Source organism: Gemmatimonadaceae bacterium, assembly GCA_019637445.1.
Classification (GTDB): domain Bacteria; phylum Gemmatimonadota; class Gemmatimonadetes; order Gemmatimonadales; family Gemmatimonadaceae; genus Pseudogemmatithrix.
Map to the genome: position 1 here is coordinate 1,063,820 of JAHBVS010000001.1, position 15,608 is coordinate 1,079,427.

At 66.1% G+C, this 15,608-nt stretch carries 20 protein-coding genes; 17 read left to right on the forward strand and 3 right to left on the reverse strand.

From position 1 onward, the window contains the following. Positions 1–44: 44 nt before the first annotated feature. The 6 genes from KF709_04885 to KF709_04910 all read left to right on the forward strand — a co-directional run bounded on the left by KF709_04885 (position 45) and on the right by KF709_04910 (position 3,416). Positions 45–782, forward strand: a complete 738-nt coding sequence (locus KF709_04885; GenBank protein MBX3173722.1) for a hypothetical protein — start codon at positions 45–47, stop codon at positions 780–782. Between the two features lie 292 nt (positions 783–1,074). Then, the gene (locus KF709_04890; GenBank protein MBX3173723.1) at positions 1,075–1,308 is read left to right on the forward strand and encodes a hypothetical protein; all 234 of its coding nucleotides are present in this window, start codon (positions 1,075–1,077) and stop codon (positions 1,306–1,308) included. Between the two features lie 210 nt (positions 1,309–1,518). Next, a complete protein-coding gene (locus tag KF709_04895) occupies positions 1,519–1,926 on the forward strand; it encodes a hypothetical protein (protein ID MBX3173724.1) in 408 nt (135 codons plus the stop codon). 122 nt (positions 1,927–2,048) lie between these two features. Then, positions 2,049–2,288 (forward strand): AbrB/MazE/SpoVT family DNA-binding domain-containing protein, encoded by a 240-nt coding sequence (locus KF709_04900; GenBank protein ID MBX3173725.1) that lies wholly within the window; start codon positions 2,049–2,051, stop codon positions 2,286–2,288. Then, complete coding sequence (locus KF709_04905; protein MBX3173726.1) at positions 2,276–2,614, forward strand: type II toxin-antitoxin system PemK/MazF family toxin; 339 nt, start codon at positions 2,276–2,278, stop codon at positions 2,612–2,614. The genes KF709_04900 and KF709_04905 overlap by 13 nt, the downstream gene beginning before the upstream one ends. Positions 2,615–2,627: 13 nt before the next feature. Beyond that, positions 2,628–3,416, forward strand: coding sequence for a helix-turn-helix transcriptional regulator (locus KF709_04910; GenBank protein MBX3173727.1), 789 nt, complete (start codon positions 2,628–2,630; stop codon positions 3,414–3,416). Here KF709_04910 and KF709_04915 read toward each other — a convergent pair. Both KF709_04915 and KF709_04920 read right to left on the reverse strand, forming a co-directional pair. Further along, complete coding sequence (locus KF709_04915; protein MBX3173728.1) at positions 3,413–4,381, reverse strand: NAD(P)-dependent alcohol dehydrogenase; 969 nt, start codon at positions 4,379–4,381, stop codon at positions 3,413–3,415. The two genes, KF709_04910 and KF709_04915, sit on opposite strands and share 4 nt — an antisense overlap. Continuing rightward, entirely contained in the window at positions 4,378–4,953 is a 576-nt protein-coding gene (locus tag KF709_04920) for a hypothetical protein (GenBank protein ID MBX3173729.1), read from the reverse strand. The genes KF709_04915 and KF709_04920 overlap by 4 nt, the downstream gene beginning before the upstream one ends. Before the next feature lie 314 nt (positions 4,954–5,267). Between KF709_04920 and KF709_04925 the strand changes: the two genes are divergently transcribed. From KF709_04925 to KF709_04975, 11 genes are all read left to right on the forward strand, one after another. Next, on the forward strand, positions 5,268–5,873 hold the full coding sequence (locus tag KF709_04925) for a hypothetical protein (protein ID MBX3173730.1): 606 nt from the start codon (positions 5,268–5,270) through the stop codon (positions 5,871–5,873). A 268-nt stretch (positions 5,874–6,141) separates the two neighbouring features. Beyond that, entirely contained in the window at positions 6,142–6,426 is a 285-nt protein-coding gene (locus tag KF709_04930) for a hypothetical protein (GenBank protein MBX3173731.1), read from the forward strand. A 59-nt stretch (positions 6,427–6,485) separates the two neighbouring features. Then, positions 6,486–6,905, forward strand: a complete 420-nt coding sequence (locus tag KF709_04935) for a hypothetical protein (protein ID MBX3173732.1) — start codon at positions 6,486–6,488, stop codon at positions 6,903–6,905. Between the two features lie 217 nt (positions 6,906–7,122). Then, entirely contained in the window at positions 7,123–7,485 is a 363-nt protein-coding gene (locus KF709_04940; protein MBX3173733.1) for a hypothetical protein, read from the forward strand. A gap of 83 nt (positions 7,486–7,568) precedes the next feature. Further along, positions 7,569–8,102 (forward strand): protease complex subunit PrcB family protein, encoded by a 534-nt coding sequence (locus KF709_04945; protein MBX3173734.1) that lies wholly within the window; start codon positions 7,569–7,571, stop codon positions 8,100–8,102. 710 nt (positions 8,103–8,812) lie between these two features. Next, the gene (locus KF709_04950; protein ID MBX3173735.1) at positions 8,813–9,451 is read left to right on the forward strand and encodes a hypothetical protein; all 639 of its coding nucleotides are present in this window, start codon (positions 8,813–8,815) and stop codon (positions 9,449–9,451) included. Between the two features lie 94 nt (positions 9,452–9,545). After that, positions 9,546–10,100, forward strand: a complete 555-nt coding sequence (locus tag KF709_04955) for a hypothetical protein (GenBank protein ID MBX3173736.1) — start codon at positions 9,546–9,548, stop codon at positions 10,098–10,100. 65 nt (positions 10,101–10,165) lie between these two features. Continuing rightward, positions 10,166–11,758, forward strand: a complete 1,593-nt coding sequence (locus KF709_04960; protein ID MBX3173737.1) for a SulP family inorganic anion transporter — start codon at positions 10,166–10,168, stop codon at positions 11,756–11,758. Positions 11,759–11,771: 13 nt separating this feature from the next. After that, a complete protein-coding gene (locus KF709_04965) occupies positions 11,772–12,419 on the forward strand; it encodes a hypothetical protein (protein ID MBX3173738.1) in 648 nt (215 codons plus the stop codon). Further along, positions 12,416–13,204 carry a TetR/AcrR family transcriptional regulator gene (locus KF709_04970; GenBank protein ID MBX3173739.1) on the forward strand — a complete coding sequence of 263 codons (789 nt, stop codon included), beginning with the start codon at positions 12,416–12,418 and terminating at the stop codon, positions 13,202–13,204. The genes KF709_04965 and KF709_04970 overlap by 4 nt, the downstream gene beginning before the upstream one ends. A gap of 9 nt (positions 13,205–13,213) precedes the next feature. Beyond that, positions 13,214–14,227, forward strand: coding sequence for an alkaline phosphatase family protein (locus KF709_04975; protein MBX3173740.1), 1,014 nt, complete (start codon positions 13,214–13,216; stop codon positions 14,225–14,227). Here the strand turns inward: KF709_04975 and KF709_04980 are convergent. Beyond that, on the reverse strand, positions 14,224–15,438 hold the full coding sequence (locus tag KF709_04980; GenBank protein ID MBX3173741.1) for a hypothetical protein: 1,215 nt from the start codon (positions 15,436–15,438) through the stop codon (positions 14,224–14,226). The two genes, KF709_04975 and KF709_04980, sit on opposite strands and share 4 nt — an antisense overlap. Positions 15,439–15,608: the final 170 nt, after the last annotated feature.

Below are 15,608 nucleotides of genomic sequence, written 5' to 3' on the forward strand. Positions count from 1 at the left end.
CTCACGATCGCGTTAAGGAAGAGCTGGCAACCACTCGTGCACAAATGGACTCTGCGCGCCGTGAGATCGACGAGTTGCGCAACGGAGCAACCCGCCGACTCGGAGAAGCGGAGGCACTTCTTTCGAACAGCGAGTTCGTTCGCGCCGTGGCTGTTGCGGACAGTCTCTTATTGCGGCATCCAGGTGCGCCAGAGGCGCGCCGCGCTAGGGAGATTGCGACTCTTGCACGCAGTGCCGAGCAAGCACGTGTTGCGGCGGTGCGGCGCGCGCGCGCCGATTCGGCGCGGGCCGACAGCCTACGCCTTGCTCGAGCACTCTCCTCCATGAGGCGTACTTTCGATGATGTCAGGGAGATTGCATTCTACACTGACAGGACTATCCCCGTTGCCAATTCTAGGGATCGGCGCGTATTTGCCTATATTGTCCATCCCAAGGGCAGCAACCCGTTCTTGCGCCTCAAGATTCGGTACAGCGGCGACGATTGGTTGTTTGTGAGAAGCTTTACCTTCAAGGTCGATGACCGGACGTTCGAGATCGTTCCCGAAGGCTCGCGTGACGTCGAACGAGATAACAGCGCTTACTCAGGAATTTGGGAGTGGTATGACATTCCGGCAGGCGCTTACGAGGAATCACTCCTCCGTGCATTGGCCGAGTCGCGCTCGGCGACGCTCCGCTATAACGGGAGCACCTACTATTCTGATCGCGCTGTAAGCTCTGCCGAAAAGCAGGCTATTCAGCGAACATTCGCCGCCCTGACAGTTCTGAGCCAGAAGCGCAATTAGGCGCACCCGTACCCCCGCAGACAGTATGCGCGATGCGTCCTTCCACATCTGCGCGGCTCGTCAAACGCCACGGCCGGGTCTCGTTCGCGCACGCTAACGACGCTTGCTGCTGACGGCCACACAATGGTAGCGCGGGCTGCGCCCGCGCGTTCTAATGGAGTGTCCGCAGCAGAAGCAAACGTTAGGCTGACACTCTCGTGTCGATGGGCGCGTAGGGTTGTACGAACTCAGCGTGGGGAGGACGTACATGAATTCAGCAGTTGCCGTCATAGTTATTGCGGGGAGCGCGGGCGTGGCTTCCGTAGTCTGGGCAATCGTCTATGGAGTGGTTCGCGTCCGGCAGATCCAGTCCAGGCTTGCGGATCCCGCGTTGGCAGAGCGCCTGGGTCGCATGGAGTCGGCGCTCGACGCGATCGCGATTGAGGTCGAGCGCATCGGCGAGTCGCAGCGCTTCAGCGCGCGACTCGGAGGATCCGCGTCGGGTGAGGAAAGAGCTAGCATCGCGCGCGAGGCGTCGCCGCACTAGCGGCGCGCTGCAGCCTAACGACGCTTGCAGCTGAAGAAGACGTCAGGTTGATCCAACGCCCTCGGAGGACTTTCTAGAATGCTTCGAACTCTACGTGGTGTGCTCGGAACGGCAATCACATGGGCGCTCCCGTGGGCTCTTGCGGGCGGCGCCGCGCTCACGGTGCTTGGCTACCTTGCCCTGGCTCGCGCATCGGCTCCGCCGACCGGGGTGCTTGTTGACCTCTTCGTGAACGGCGCGCTCGTGTCGGGCGTCATCGGCGCCCTCTCCGGCGCCGCGTTCGCAGGCACCGTCGCAGTCACGGAGCGACGCGCCACGTTCGTGACGCTCTCAATGGGTCGGATGCTGGGGTGGGGTGCGGTCGGAAGCGGCGCTGTCGCGCTCATGCTGACTGCGGTGGCAAGCACAGTAAGCGGGCGCGCGCCTTGGGCGCTGCTGCCGCTCGTCGGAGTCTCCGTCGCGCTCGGTGCCGCCTCGTCCGCCGGCATGCTCTGGTTTGCGCGCCGCGCACACGACGACCGGGGCACGCCGGCGCTCGGCTCCAGTGCCGCGGCGCGTTCTGCAGTCGCAGCACTGCGGAGCCGGTCCGCCGCGGGACAACCTAGCACGGCTTGGTGAGCTGACCGCCGCGCTGCGGAAGCGTGGAAGGCTGCAGCACAAGCAACCGTCAGCGGGACCACCGGCAACTGGCGCACCCAACGGTATGTGATTACGTTGTAATCACACAATTGGAGGCCCCCATGAAGACCCGCCTGGTACGCATCGGCAACTCCCGCGGCATCCGCCTCGCCAAGCCCCTCCTGGAGCAGGCTGGGCTGGCCGACGAGGTCGAGATCCGCGTCGAGGAGGGGGCAGTCATCATCACGGCCGCCGCGGTCACCCGGGAGGGATGGGCGGAGGCCGCCGCGAAACACGGGCCCACAGGCCTCCTCGACGAGCCCTCGAGCACCCGCTTCGACGACGAGGAATGGTCGTGGTAGGTACCGCCATCAAGCGCGGCGAGGTCTACCTCGTGCAGCTCAATCCGACGCGAGGACGGGAGATCCGGAAGACACGCCCGTGCGTCATCGTGTCCCCGGATGAGCTGAACGCGCACATGGGCACCTTCATCGTCGCGCCGCTGACGACGGGGAGCCACGGGTACCCGTTCCGGGTGGCCTGCCGGTTCCTCGGCAAGGATGGGCACATCGTGCTCGACCAGCTGCGCACGGTCGATCGCGAGCGCCTCGTGAAGCGGCTCGGGACGGTCACGGCGCCGACGTTGGGCAAGGTGCTCGGTATCCTGCAGGAGATGTTTGCGGCGTAGGGCACGCTTCGAAATGTCCAAGGCAATCGGCACCGGTGACCTCGTAGCGTGGGACGGAGGCGTCCTGCTCATCGGACGCGCACACCGCGTCATCCCGCCGCACGCCCACCAGGCCATCCAAATCGTCTTCGGCTACACCGGACCGGTCGGCCTCCGGGCATCCGAGGCAGAGGAGTGGCGCCCCTACCCGCTGGGTATCGTCGCATCACAGGAACCACACTCGCTGGACGCCACCACTGCGACCTACAACGCCGTCATCTTCATTGAGCCGGAAACCGCGCAAGGGCGCGCGCTCACGGAGCGTCACCTCAACCGCGGCATCGCCTCGGTCGACGATGCCGCCGTGCGCACGCGCTGCGCCGATCTGTTCGCGGCCTGGCTCGCCGGGTCACCCAAGACGCGCCTCACGGCCGATGCCACGCAAGTGGTTGCCGCACTTGCCGGTGACACCGCTCCCACGGTCGTGACCGACGCACGCATCCTGCGCGCCACGGAATACATCCGGTCGCGCCTCGACCGCGCGGTGACACTCGACGAAGTCGCCGCACAAGTGTTCCTGTCGCCGGAGCGGTTCCGCCACCTGTTCGTGGAACAGACGGGGATGGGACTCCGCCCATACGTGCTCTGGCGGCGGTTCATCCTCGCCTGGGACCTGCTCGCGCAGGGCGAGTCCGTCTCGGGTGCGGCACACCGCGCCGGGTTCTCCGACGCGGCTCACTTCACCCGGACGTCCACCCAGATGTTCGGCTTCCCACCATCCCTGCTGCAGGTTGATGCCGGCCCCGGCACCGACAAGCCCTAGAGCGTCACCACGACGCTGCCGCGCTTGCGCCCGGAATCCACGCGCCGATGCGCGTCCACGATCCGCTCCAGCGGAAACACCTGATCAATCACCGGTGTGAATGCGCCGGACGCCGCAATCTCCGCCAGACGCCGCAGGTCGTCCACGCGGGCGGGCGACGGACCGGCGATCACGCGCCGCGAACTCGTCACGCCGACGAACGGCGCTTGCAGCAGCTCGAGGAATCCGCCGAGCACGACGAGCAATCGCCCGTTCGCTGAGAGCGAGCGCTTGGCTCGCACGTAGGGCGCGGTGCCGGCGGTATCCACGATCACGTCGTACGTCTGGCCATTCGTCGTAAAGTCCTCGGCAGTGTAGTCGATGACGTGGTCGGCACCGATTGACCGCACAAGCTCGACGTTGCTTGGCCCGCACACCGCAGTGACCTCGGCGCCGAAGTAGCGCGCCAACTGCACGGCAGCCGATCCGACTGCGCCCGAGGCGCCGTTGACGAGCACGCGCTCGCCGACTGCAAGCTTGCCGCGCTGGTAGAACCCGAGCATCGTCATGCCGCCGAACGAGAGTGCGGCCGCCTGCTCGAAGCTCAGCGTGGGCGGCTTCGGCACCACGAGGCCGCTCGCCGAGATGCACCGATACTCGGCGTGGCCACCCATCGCCGTGTCGGCAAAGACGACCACTTCGTCGCCGGGCACGAACGAAGACACCGCGCGTCCGACGGCGTCCACCACGCCCGAGAGTTCGGTGCCGAGGATCGGCTGTCGGGGACCGGTGATCCCAAAGAACAGCCTTCCGAAGGGTCCGAAGCCCGGCGGCATCTCCAGGCTGCGCGCCCGCCAGTCACCGGTGGATACCGTGCTCGCGCGGACCTTGATGCGAATCTCGTCGTCCTTCGGCGTCGGTGTAGGCAGCTCCTGAACGCTGACGACTTCGGGCGGCCCGTAGCGGTGGTAGATGGCGGCTCTCATACGAGTTCCTCGGCGCAGGACTTGTCCGCGATCTGGTAGTCGCAGGCGCAGGGCCCGCTCACGCACGACGACTGTGCCGGCGCCGCACCGCGAGCGCACTTCCAGCAGTGCGCGACGGCTTCGTTGATCTCGGGAAGCCCAAGCAGCCGCGCCGCGAGACTTCCGCCACCGTCGCGAATGTCGCGCACCACCGGACGACCCGCGCGGTCGAACGAGAGATCGGCGACGAGGGTGAACCCGGCTTTCCGAATGCCGGTGCCCGAGGCGTGGTTCTCCGGGGCGTAGGCAATCCAGAACCGATCGGCCTCGAGTGCTTCTGCGGTCACGATGGCGTCCAGCAAGCGTGGATAGATCCCTCGCCCGCGAAAGCCCGCGAGCGTCACGAAGTTCCATAGATAGCGATCGCTGGCGAGCAGCGAGAAGCTCGCCTCGACCTCACCGATGCGCGCGGTGGCGGTGGCCACCCAGCCCCACGCGGCGGGCACTCCGTGCACGGCGGCCACGTAGGCGCGATGTCCTTCAGTGAAGCGGTCCTCAATCTGCGCGATGTCGCGGCCTTGGAGGCGAGACATGACTCCGGCGTCGAACTCGCGGTATACAGTGAATCCGTCCAGTTCAGGAATCGAAGGAGGGGCATCGTCGCGATGACGAAATGCAATGGGCATACAGTGAGACCTCAAGTGAGTGTGTGTCGGCTGCCGCGCCGGTGTGGGAAGGATGCGACTGCCCGTCACGTGGGTCTTGAACACAGCGGCTGACCTTCGAACCGAAGTCAGCCGCTGCGTTCAATCGCCCACCGGGCCCTTCGCCGCATCCTCCCTGTGCCACGAGGCTCGGCGTTCGCCGGAGCACCACAGGTGGCACACACTTTCTCAGGGGACTGCACGTGCAAAAGACATTTCTGCTCATCGGCCTGGCGGCCGCGATGCTCTCGACCACCGCCCAGGCGCAGCAGCGTGACCAGAAGTACGAGGTCGGCATTCGCTCGGCGCTGATCGTCGGTTCAATGAACCTCTCTCGCCTCGACCCCGCGTTCGACGATCTCGCCGCTGACGGCGCCGAGGGACCGCATATGTCCGGCTTCTTCTTCCTGGTTCGCGTGCGCCCCCATCTCCGACTCGGCGTCGAGACACTGGTGTCCAACTCGACCCAGGATGAGCGCACGACGATGAACTACCAGGCGGCCGGTCCGGTGGTGGAGATCTCCTACGGAAGCAGGTGGTTCATCGCCGGCGGCTTGCACGCGGGCGGCCTGATTGTCAACGCGATGGCTCGCTCCGGCGCGGCCCAGCCTGAGGGCGCGGAGGCGGGCGCCTACTTCAAGGGCGACGGCTACTTCGTCGCGCCGTCTGCCGATGTCGGCTACCGCTTTCGCCGCGGTGAGGTGGGCGTGTTCGTGAAGCGCGTCAACGTGTTTGGGGAGACAGACCGCGGCGGACTCTCGGAGTTTGGGTCCACGTTTGCGGGACTGCGGTTCGCGTTCGGGCTGTAGTGGGTCGCCGCCGTGGAGACTGGGGTGGCGTGCCCTTGCAGAACGACGCTGGCTTGCAACCCGCCATCCGCCGCAGCATCGTCTGTGCGCGCGGTACGCGGTAGCGGCTCAGCACACCTCTCGGCACTCACTCCATCGCTGGATGTCTCTCGCCAGCACAAACTCCCACGCGGCGATTATGAAAGGCATCACAGCGCTGTTTCTCATCGCTCTTGCCTCCTTCGCTGTCCCGACAGCGACAGCCAGCGCTCAGGCCCCGATGGGATCTGTGTCGGTTCCCGGCAACGCCGACACACTCTTCGTGGCATTTCTCCGCCATCTGCGTGCGAAGTCCTACGAGATCCAGCGCACCGACAGCACGCAGCGCATAGTGCGCTTCGTCACGCCTGCGTCCAACGGTGAGGCAACGGATGCTCGCTTCAGTCCGATGCGTGACTCGACCAAGATCGAAGCGCAGGGAGTTCGTGGCGGGATGGCGGCCCTGATCATGGGACTCTCCGCAGTACGCGAGATGTTGGCGGCCCGGGATTCGACAAGCGCAGCGAAGCCATGACCCGCTCTTTGCGTACCTTCATTGCAGTTGCGGCAATTGGAGTCAGTGCCGGATGCTCCGTGCGCATCGCGAGATCACCAGTCGTAAACGACGGCCCTCCGCCGGATCTCATTGCCTCAGCCCAGCGCCTCTACGACCAGTACGGCGCGGCACTCTCGGCCGGTCGCCGCGGCCAGATCGCGAACTTCTATCATTTCCAGGGCGCACGCATCGTGTTCAACGGGGCACAGCGACGCTTCTCGCGTGACGAGTTGCGCCAGCGCTACCTGACTTCGTGGACACCGCCGGCTTACTTCGCCTGGGAGGGCCTGAGCTTCGATTCACTCTCCACGAGCCAGGTCCTCGTCACCGGCGGATTTCTCTGGCAGGACGCGGGAAGCCGCGACACGACGCGATACATCTACGCGGCCCTCGCCGTAGCCCAGGACTCAGGGATGGCGATTGTCTTTGAACACGAGACGCTGCGTCCGGGACGATGAAGACGGACCAACTGGACGCGCGCTGAAACCGAGCGACAGCGATTGGCGTGGTGAGGTAGGAAGCCAGCCGCTGACGCAGGTGCGACCGCCACTAGCGCGAGACTCAGGCATGAGCCGATCCGAGAGGTTGATACACAGTGGCGACGAGCCGCTCCGAGACGCAGCCGCGACCTGCGACGATTGCGGGGCCATCGGAACCATCGGCCGCGCAGTGCGCATGGATGACGACGGGAACACGCTCGAGCTGCATCGCTTCTGCCGCGCGTGCTGGCCCGAGGCGCGTCGGCGCATCCTGGCGCGGCTGCAGGACGAGTTCCACGCGCGCGTCGAGGCGATGAAGGCGAATCGTCACTCGGATCATCCCGCGGGCGACGGGTGGAGCATCGGGGGCGCGTCGTGGGACGGGGTGATCGACCTGCTCCGAGACGTTCAGGCGCTGGAGCAGTGCCCAAGGCGCCCCTCTGTGGAGATGCTCGCTGAACTTTGCGCTGAGTGGCCGACGCTCGAGCGCGAGTTTGAGGAGCCGATGCCGCCGGAGCTACGGGCGTTCTACGAGGCGCATCACCCGGGAGCAAACTGATGACTGCCACGATCGCCGTGCCTGGGAAGGCGCTTGCCGCTCGCGTGTGATGAAATCGACTTCCGACGAGTAGAGTAGACATGATGCGGCCTGTGCTTCTCCTCTCCGCGGCTGCCGCCACGCTCGCGACGGCCGCGTGTTCTCCGTCCACGTCGCCTTCGTTCTCTCAGCCCGAGGTGATCGAACTCTTGGCCGCCGCGCCGTTCTCCCTTGGCGCGGAGCGCGAGCAGGAGTTCCGGGCAGCCTTTGGGAACCCGTGGAACACCGGCTACTGCTGCCGTGGCCTGCGTGTCGCGCGCACGGAAGCGGAGTGGTCGGCCATCTGGGACACGATCGTCGCCCCGCTCTCTCCGCCGCCCACACCGCCGGCCGTAGATTTTGCGTCGGAGATGGTGGTGGTCGCGCTCAATGGTTCGACTCCCAACGGCGGATACTCCATCGAGATCCGACACGTGGCTCGGCTCCGTGATACGACCTTCGTCGTGACCGCCGCCGTCCGTCCTGGCAGGAACTGCGTCGTCTCCCAGGTAGTCACTGCGGACGTGGACGGCCTCGTCGTTCCGCGGGCGCCTCCGCCCGCAATACTTGTCATGTACGACGAAGTACGCCGCTGCTGACAAGTTTGCGCCCCAAGCGACCCTTACGACTCAGGTATGCACTCGGCATCGATCCGCTGGACCCTATCGTCCTTGTTCGTGGTCTCGCTGGCTTCAGGCTGCTCCTCGCCTACCGAGGTCTGCACGCAGGTTGGCTGCGTCAGTGGCCTCGCGGTTCAGCTCAGTAGCCTGCCGGATCGTCCGTTCACGGTGGACGTGCTTCCTGACGAATCCGTTCCGATACAACCGACCTATCGCTTTGAGTGCGCTGACGAGGCCAGCACCTGTCCGACCCTGATCCAGTACCCGGGCCTCTTTCTCGAGCGGGTACGGGTGCGTGTGACGACGCCAATGGGCTCAATCACGCATCCCGCGACGACGGTGAGCTACACTACGCGTTATCCCAATGGGCGACAGTGTGGCCCTGCGTGCAAGCAGGCGATTGTTACTGCGAGTATTCCCGAGTGATGCGCGTCACTCAACGCATTACTCTGCATCCATAGCGCCCGCGCGGTCCCACCTACATCTTCGGATGTAGGGGCGGCGGAAGCCCCCCAATCTCACTCGAACGGCCACCGCGCGGGCTCGCGGTCAGCGAAGTCGTCCCGTGCGCCAATGCGCCACGGTCCAGACGCAGCGTGTGTCAGGGCCTCGTCGCCCACTCGTACCCCTTCGTGGGACCCGTGCGGCAAGCAAGGCAAGCGTTCCACGCCGACACCGTGAGGTTCCTGATGCCGAATTCAGCCACGCGTCACCACCGCAGCGTCGCTTCACGCTGCGCGCGCCGAGTCGCGAGCGCCGTGCTGGCCTTCGCCGCCGTCTGCTTCGTCGCCAGCTGCGATGGGTCGCCCACCGGCAACTCAGGCGATCGCCTGCTTGACGCCGAGGTCGGGGACCTCCTCGGCATCCTGGTCGAACTCTCCCTCGTCGGAGCCATCGACTCCCTGCCGGACGGAACGGTTGATCGCGTGATCGACCGCGTCGGCACCTGCGACGCCGGCGCCGCGTCGGGATTCTATGCCGTGCAAGGACGCGTCGAGGGCCTGAGCGATAGCGTCGCCAACGACTTCGATCTCACCGGCGACGTGGAAGTCGACTTCTTTCGCTGCCTGCTGGGTACGGGAGGCGCCGACATCAAGATCGAGGGAGACCGAACAATACGCGGCGTCTACGCGGTGAAGCGGCTTGGCGGCGAGGCATCGTTTGAGTTGGCTCTCACGGGCGCCTTCTCCTTCGAGACCGACGACGACCGATCGGGGCGCTGTGCGGTCGACCTCCACGTCGCTTTCGGCCTGGCCCTCGGGATCACCGGGCTCCAGGTAGAAGGCAGCATGTGCCGGGTCAAGAACCCCACGCTCACTTCAATCTGACACGAACCCCAGTCGCGGCCCGCCGGGGCCGTGTGGAGGCGCGATGAACTCGTTCGGACGCACGGCCGCGCTCGGCGCACTCGTAGTCGCAACAATGCTCACCACAGGCTGCGACGGATCCGTCACCGGGAACTCGGGGGACGCATTGACCTCCGACGAAGCGCAGCGATTGATGCACCCGTTTCTCCTCGGCTTCGGCGGAGGCTTCGATCCCATTGGTGGTGCCGGTGAGTTCAGTCAGACGATCGATGAGGTCTTTGGCTGTGGTGACGGCGGCGGCTACGAGAAGCGCGGCGGCTTGACGGGAACCACGAACGCCGAGTCCGGCACGACGGTCGTCTCGGTTGACTTCAGGCAGGCGTACTTCAACTGCGATGCCTTGGTTGATGGCGAGACGCTACGGCTCAACGGTGAACCCGGCGTGCGGGCGCGGGTCAGGATCACCGCAGTCGACGAAGTCGCCGACTATGAGTTCCGGATCACCGGCGGCGTCGACTTCGAGACCTCCGATGGACGCTCCGGGCACTGCGCGATCGACATCAACGCGGATATCAGCGTCGACCTCGGGGTCGGCGGCCCGCCGCTTGTCGACATTCGCGGAACCGCCTGCCGGCTTCCCGGCTCCGAAGTTGAGCTGATACTGCCGTAGCGCGGGCGCGGCGGGACATCACCGACTTCTGCTGTGATGCGGCACGATGAGTGTCAGGCGACTCCTTGACAATTGAATTGATAGTAATACTATTATCGCGGCGAGTATTACTATCACACATTCGGGAGCGTCCACTGACAACACTTTTCCAGCAGCTCAGATACGACCTGCCCGCCAGTATCGTCGTCTTCTTCGTCGCGGTGCCGCTCTGCCTTGGGATTGCCTTGGCATCCGGAGCTCCACTCTTCGCCGGCCTCATCGCCGGAGTCGTCGGCGGCATCGTCGTAGGCATCGCCAGTGGCTCGCCGCTCGGCGTGAGTGGCCCCGCGGCCGGACTCGCGGTCATCGTGCTCGGTGCGATCGGATCGCTGGGCAGCTGGGAGGCGTTCCTTGCGGCGGTCGTGGTCGCGGGCCTGCTCCAGATCGTGATGGGCTACATCGGCCTCGGCGGCATCGCGTACTACTTCCCCTCGTCGGTCATCAAGGGAATGCTCACCGGCATCGGCCTGCTGATCATCATCAAGCAGATCCCGCACGCCCTCGGCACCCTGCAGCCGCCAGGCGCGGACCTGATGGAAGCCGGCGGCCAGGCCGCCATCAACTCCCTGCACACGCTTGTCGAGCGCGTCTCGCCAGCGGCCCTCACGGTCTCCCTGCTCTCGCTCGCGTTGCTCGTCGTCTGGGACACGCTGCTCGCGCCGCGCTGGAAGCTGTTTCGCACCATCCCGGGACCGCTGGCCGCGGTCGCGATGGGCATCCTCCTGGCCTGGCTGATGTCGACGGGGGCGCTGCCGTTCGCGATCCCGCAGCACCAGATGGTCGCGATCCCGGTCGCCTCGAGCTTCGCGGAGTTCCTCGGCCAGTTCGCCACGCCGGACTTCCGCGCCCTGCTTCGCACGGATGTGTACGTCGTCGCGTTGGTGCTGGCGGTGATCGCCAGTCTCGAGACCCTGCTCTGCGTCGAGGCCACCGATCGGCTTGACCCGCAGAAGCGCATCACCCCGACCAACCGGGAGCTGAAGGCGCAGGGGCTCGGCAACCTCGTGTCCGGACTGATCGGCGGCCTGCCGGTCACGCAGGTGATCGTCCGCAGCTCGGCCAACATCGCCTTCGGCGGACGCACCAAGCTGTCGGCGATCCTGCACGGCGTGCTGCTGATGGTCTGCGTGGTGGCGATTCCGAACGTGCTCAACCTAATCCCGCTCGCGACGCTGGCCGCCATCCTGTTCGTGGTGGGCTACAAGCTGGCCAAGCCGGCGCTGTTCAAGCAGATGTATCGCAACGGTTGGGAACAGTTCGTCCCGTTCGTGGTGACCGTGGTGGGCATTGTCGCCACCGACCTGCTCCGCGGCATCGGCATCGGCCTCGCGACCGGTGTGGCCATCGTCCTGCACCACAACCTGCGCAATCCCTTCAGCGTCTCGCAGCACGCGCCCGAGACCTCGGAGTACACCATCACGCTGGCCGAGGAGGTGTCGTTCCTGAACAAGGGGCGCATCCTCGAGCAGCTCCAGGTCGTCCCCGCAGGCTCGCGGGTCGTGATCGACGGCTCCCGCAGCAAGGTCGTCGACTTCGACGTGCTGGAGATCCTCCGGGACTTCAAGGTCGGCGCCCCCGCACGTTCCATCCAGGCCGAATTCCGCGGCATCACCCTCTAGAGCACCCAACACAATGAAGACCCTCACCCGCGAGATGCGCGACGCACTGACCCCGGTCCAGGCCATCGAGGTCCTGCGCAGGGGCAACGAGCGCTTCGTCAACAACCTGAAGGCCAACCGCAACCTGCTGCAGCAGGTGAACGAGACCAGCGATGGCCAGCACCCGATGGCCATCATCCTGAGCTGCATCGACTCGCGCACGTCGGCCGAGCTGATCTTCGACCAGGGACTCGGCGACATCTTCAGCTGCCGGATCGCCGGCAATGTCCTGAACGACGACATCCTCGGCAGCATGGAGTTTGCCTGCAAGGTCGCAGGCTCGAAGGTGGTCGTGGTGCTCGGGCACACCAAGTGCGGCGCGGTCAAGGGCGCCTGCGACGGCGTGAAGATGGGCAACCTCACGACGCTGCTCGCCAAGCTCGAGGCGGCCGTGGCGCTCGAGACCGAGACGACGAAGGACCGCAATGCCGGCAACGCCGCCTTCGTCGAGCGCGTTGCGGAGCTCAACGTCCGGCTGGTGCAGCGCCAGATCCGGGAGCGCAGCGCGGTGCTCGCCGAGATGCTCGACAAATCCGAGATCGCCCTCATCGGCGGCATGTACGACGTGGACACGGGCGCCGTTGCGTTCTACGATTCGCACATGCGGATGAACACGGTGTGACCCGAAAGACGGCGTCGAGAGCGAAGTCGGCCCCGACGTCGACGCCGTCCGCGGCGTCGGCGTCGGCGTCGGCCTCGCCCGTGGGAGACGACGCGCCGGTTCGGCTGCAGGTCGACGAGAAGCTCTATCTCAAGGATCCCACGTCGACCCGGCTTGGCCGGGACATCGTCGACCACGGCATCCGGCTGATGGACGAGATCGGCTACGAGGAGTTCACGTTCCGGAAGCTGGCGGACCGGATCGGCAGCACCGAGGCGTCGCTGTACCGGTACTTCCGCAGCAAGCACCTGTTCCTGCTGTACCTCACGTCGTACTACTGGAGCTGGCTGGAGTATCGGATCGGATTGGCCACGCGGAATATCGCGTCGGCCGAGGAACGGCTGCGCCTGGCCCTGCGTGAGCTGACGCAGACGATCCTCGACGACGCGGACACGCCGCACGTCAGCGAGTCCGCCTTGTATCGTATCGTCAGCACGGAGTCGTCCAAGACCTACCTGCAGCGCGAGGTGGACGCGGAGAATCGCGAGGGGTTCTTCCGTAGCTACAAGCGTCTCTGTCGCGGCGTGGCGGACCTGATCGTCGAGATCAACCCCGCCTACCCGTATCCCGTCGCGCTTGTTTCCACGGTGGTGGAGAGTTCGCACCGCCAGAAGTACTTCGCCGAGCACCTGCCTTCGCTCACCGAGGTGAAGATCCCGTCCGTCGAACGCTCAACGACGGCGTTCCTCACGGAACTGGTGTTCGTCGCCATTGGGCAGAAGGGCGCGCCGCGCCACGCCCGGTAGCGTTCGGCAATGGGTCACTCCCGCACGCCGTTTCCTACGCTGTTGGTCTGCGCGGTCCTCCTCGCTACTCTAGGCGGCGCCACCCCGCTCGACGCGCAGGCGACACCGCGCAAGGCCGTCTTCATCCTGCTCGACGGCATCCCGGCGGACGTCATCGAGACGACGCCGACGCCCGCGATCGACGCCATCGCCGCCGCCGGTGGCTATGCTCGCGCCTATGTTGGCGGCGAGCTCGGCGGCCCGACGGAGACCCCGACGATCTCCGCGCCCGGCTACATGAGCCTCATCACCGGCACCTGGGCCAACAAGCACAACGTGCGCGGTAACTACGGGCTCAGACCCAACTACGACTACTGGAACGTCTTCCGCATCGTGGAAACCGTGGATGCGTCGAAGCGCACGGCGGTCTTCTCGACCTGGACCGACAATCGCACGATCCTCGTCGGTGAGGGCCAGCCGGGTGCCGGCGATTTCCGCATCGACCACGCGGCGGATGGCTTTGAGAAGGACAGCATCGCGTTTCCGCCGTCGTTGGGACAGCTGCGCATTGCGGCGATCGACGACCGCGTCGCCACCGAGGCAGCGGCGTTCATTCACAACGAGGGACCGGATCTCTCCTGGGTGTACCTGCAGTACACAGATGACGTCGGCCACGCGTCCGGCCAGGGCGAGGCGTTCAGTACCGCGGTGAGCCGCGCCGATGATCTCGTGGGCCGCATCTGGGCGGCCGTGCAGCATCGCCAATCACTCGGCGAGGATTGGATGATCGTCGTCACCACGGACCACGGACGCGACGCCGAGACTGGCAAGGGACACGGCGGCAACTCCGCGCGCGAGCGCACGACCTGGATCGCGACCAATCACGCTGCGCTGACGCAGCGCTACACCACGCAGACGCCGGGCATCGTGGACATCGCCCCGAGCATCCTGCAGCACCTCGGCATCGTGCTGCCTGCCGCTGTCGCGGCGCAGATGGAGGGCGTGTCGTTTCTGGCGCCCGCGACTCCCGGGCGTCAGCCCTAAGCCGAGACCGACTCGGCGTACTCAATCACGACGACTGGCTGGATTGGTCCCGGCGCGCGCTCGGGCAGTTGCAGCTCGACACCCTCAGCCACCGTGCGCAGCGGCAGCCGGCCGGCGCCGGGATCCGCCAGTAGGTACGCGCGCCTCGCTGAAGCGCTCAGCGCCGGGAGAAGCATCGGTCCGGGGCGCCACGTATCAATGAAGAGATGCACTCGATTGGCCCGCACGGTGGCCCGAACCGGTGCATCCGCAAACGGCGTGCGCGCGGTCATCAGTTGGCGCGCGCGGTGCAGCGTGAGCAACCCGGTGCCCGCGACGAGGACCAGCACGATGCCGAAGAGCAGAAAGAGTCCCGTGGGCGGCTTGTCGAGTCCACCGTTCACCACCAGATGTGCCATCGCCGGGTTCAGCGTGGCGCGAATCGAATAGATGACGTTTGGCTCGACGCCGATCTCGGTAATGTCGCTCGGGCCGTCGCCTGACCAGCCCCGCTGCACGAGCAGCTCGCCGGACCCCCACCGGAACTCGATGCCGAAGAGGGAATCCCGATCGGGTACGCCAGCATACGCCGCCTCGATGTGTCGGCTGAAGGCGTGCGCCGCCGCAAGTTCGCGGAACTCCTCGATGCTGTACGTGAGCGCGGCGCCAACGCGCGTTCCCGCACTGGAGTGGTAGACGCGCGCCAGCAGGAGGTAGCCCGCGTTGGTGAACGGGATCGCGCGCACGGTCCGCAGGTTCACGGGCGCGGTATCGACCAAGGCGCGGAGTGCCGTCGCCGCGTACAACGGAAATGCAGCGTTCGCGACGCCCTTGGCCTCGTACAAACGTCCGGTCTTCCCCGAGAGGACGGCGACGTGCTGCGCGCGAGGCGGAGTGCAGGTGCAGGCCTCCACATAGCGCTCTGCGCGCTCGACCATTGCGTCTGCCACGGCGTGGCTGGCGTCCGGAGCCGCAAGCGCAGGCGCCAGCGCTTCCGCCGCTGTCCCGAAACCAGTGATCTGCGAGAGGTTCGCGACGTTCTCGGAGACGCGGCCGACGTACGTTTGCGCGCTCTGTTCGGCGTTGCGGAGGTTGGTGTTGGCGGCCGCGACATAGCGCCAGCCGAGGATCAACAGCGCCGTGCTGAGCATCAACAGCAGGGCCCCGGCGATGATGGTGAGCCGCTCGGGGCCGCGGACCCAGCGCGCGGGAAGGGCCCGCTGACGACTCACGACGGGCGCCACCGCCGAGGGCGGCCCGGGCGCTTGGCCCGCCGGGAGCTATTGGGAGTGGCAGCAAGCATGTAGGGCGCAATCCGGCGTGGCGGTCAACCAGAAAGCTAGCGTTCCCCGCGGGGGGTCGGCGCGCGAGCCACAGGCTCGGCGGACACGCAAACCTGACT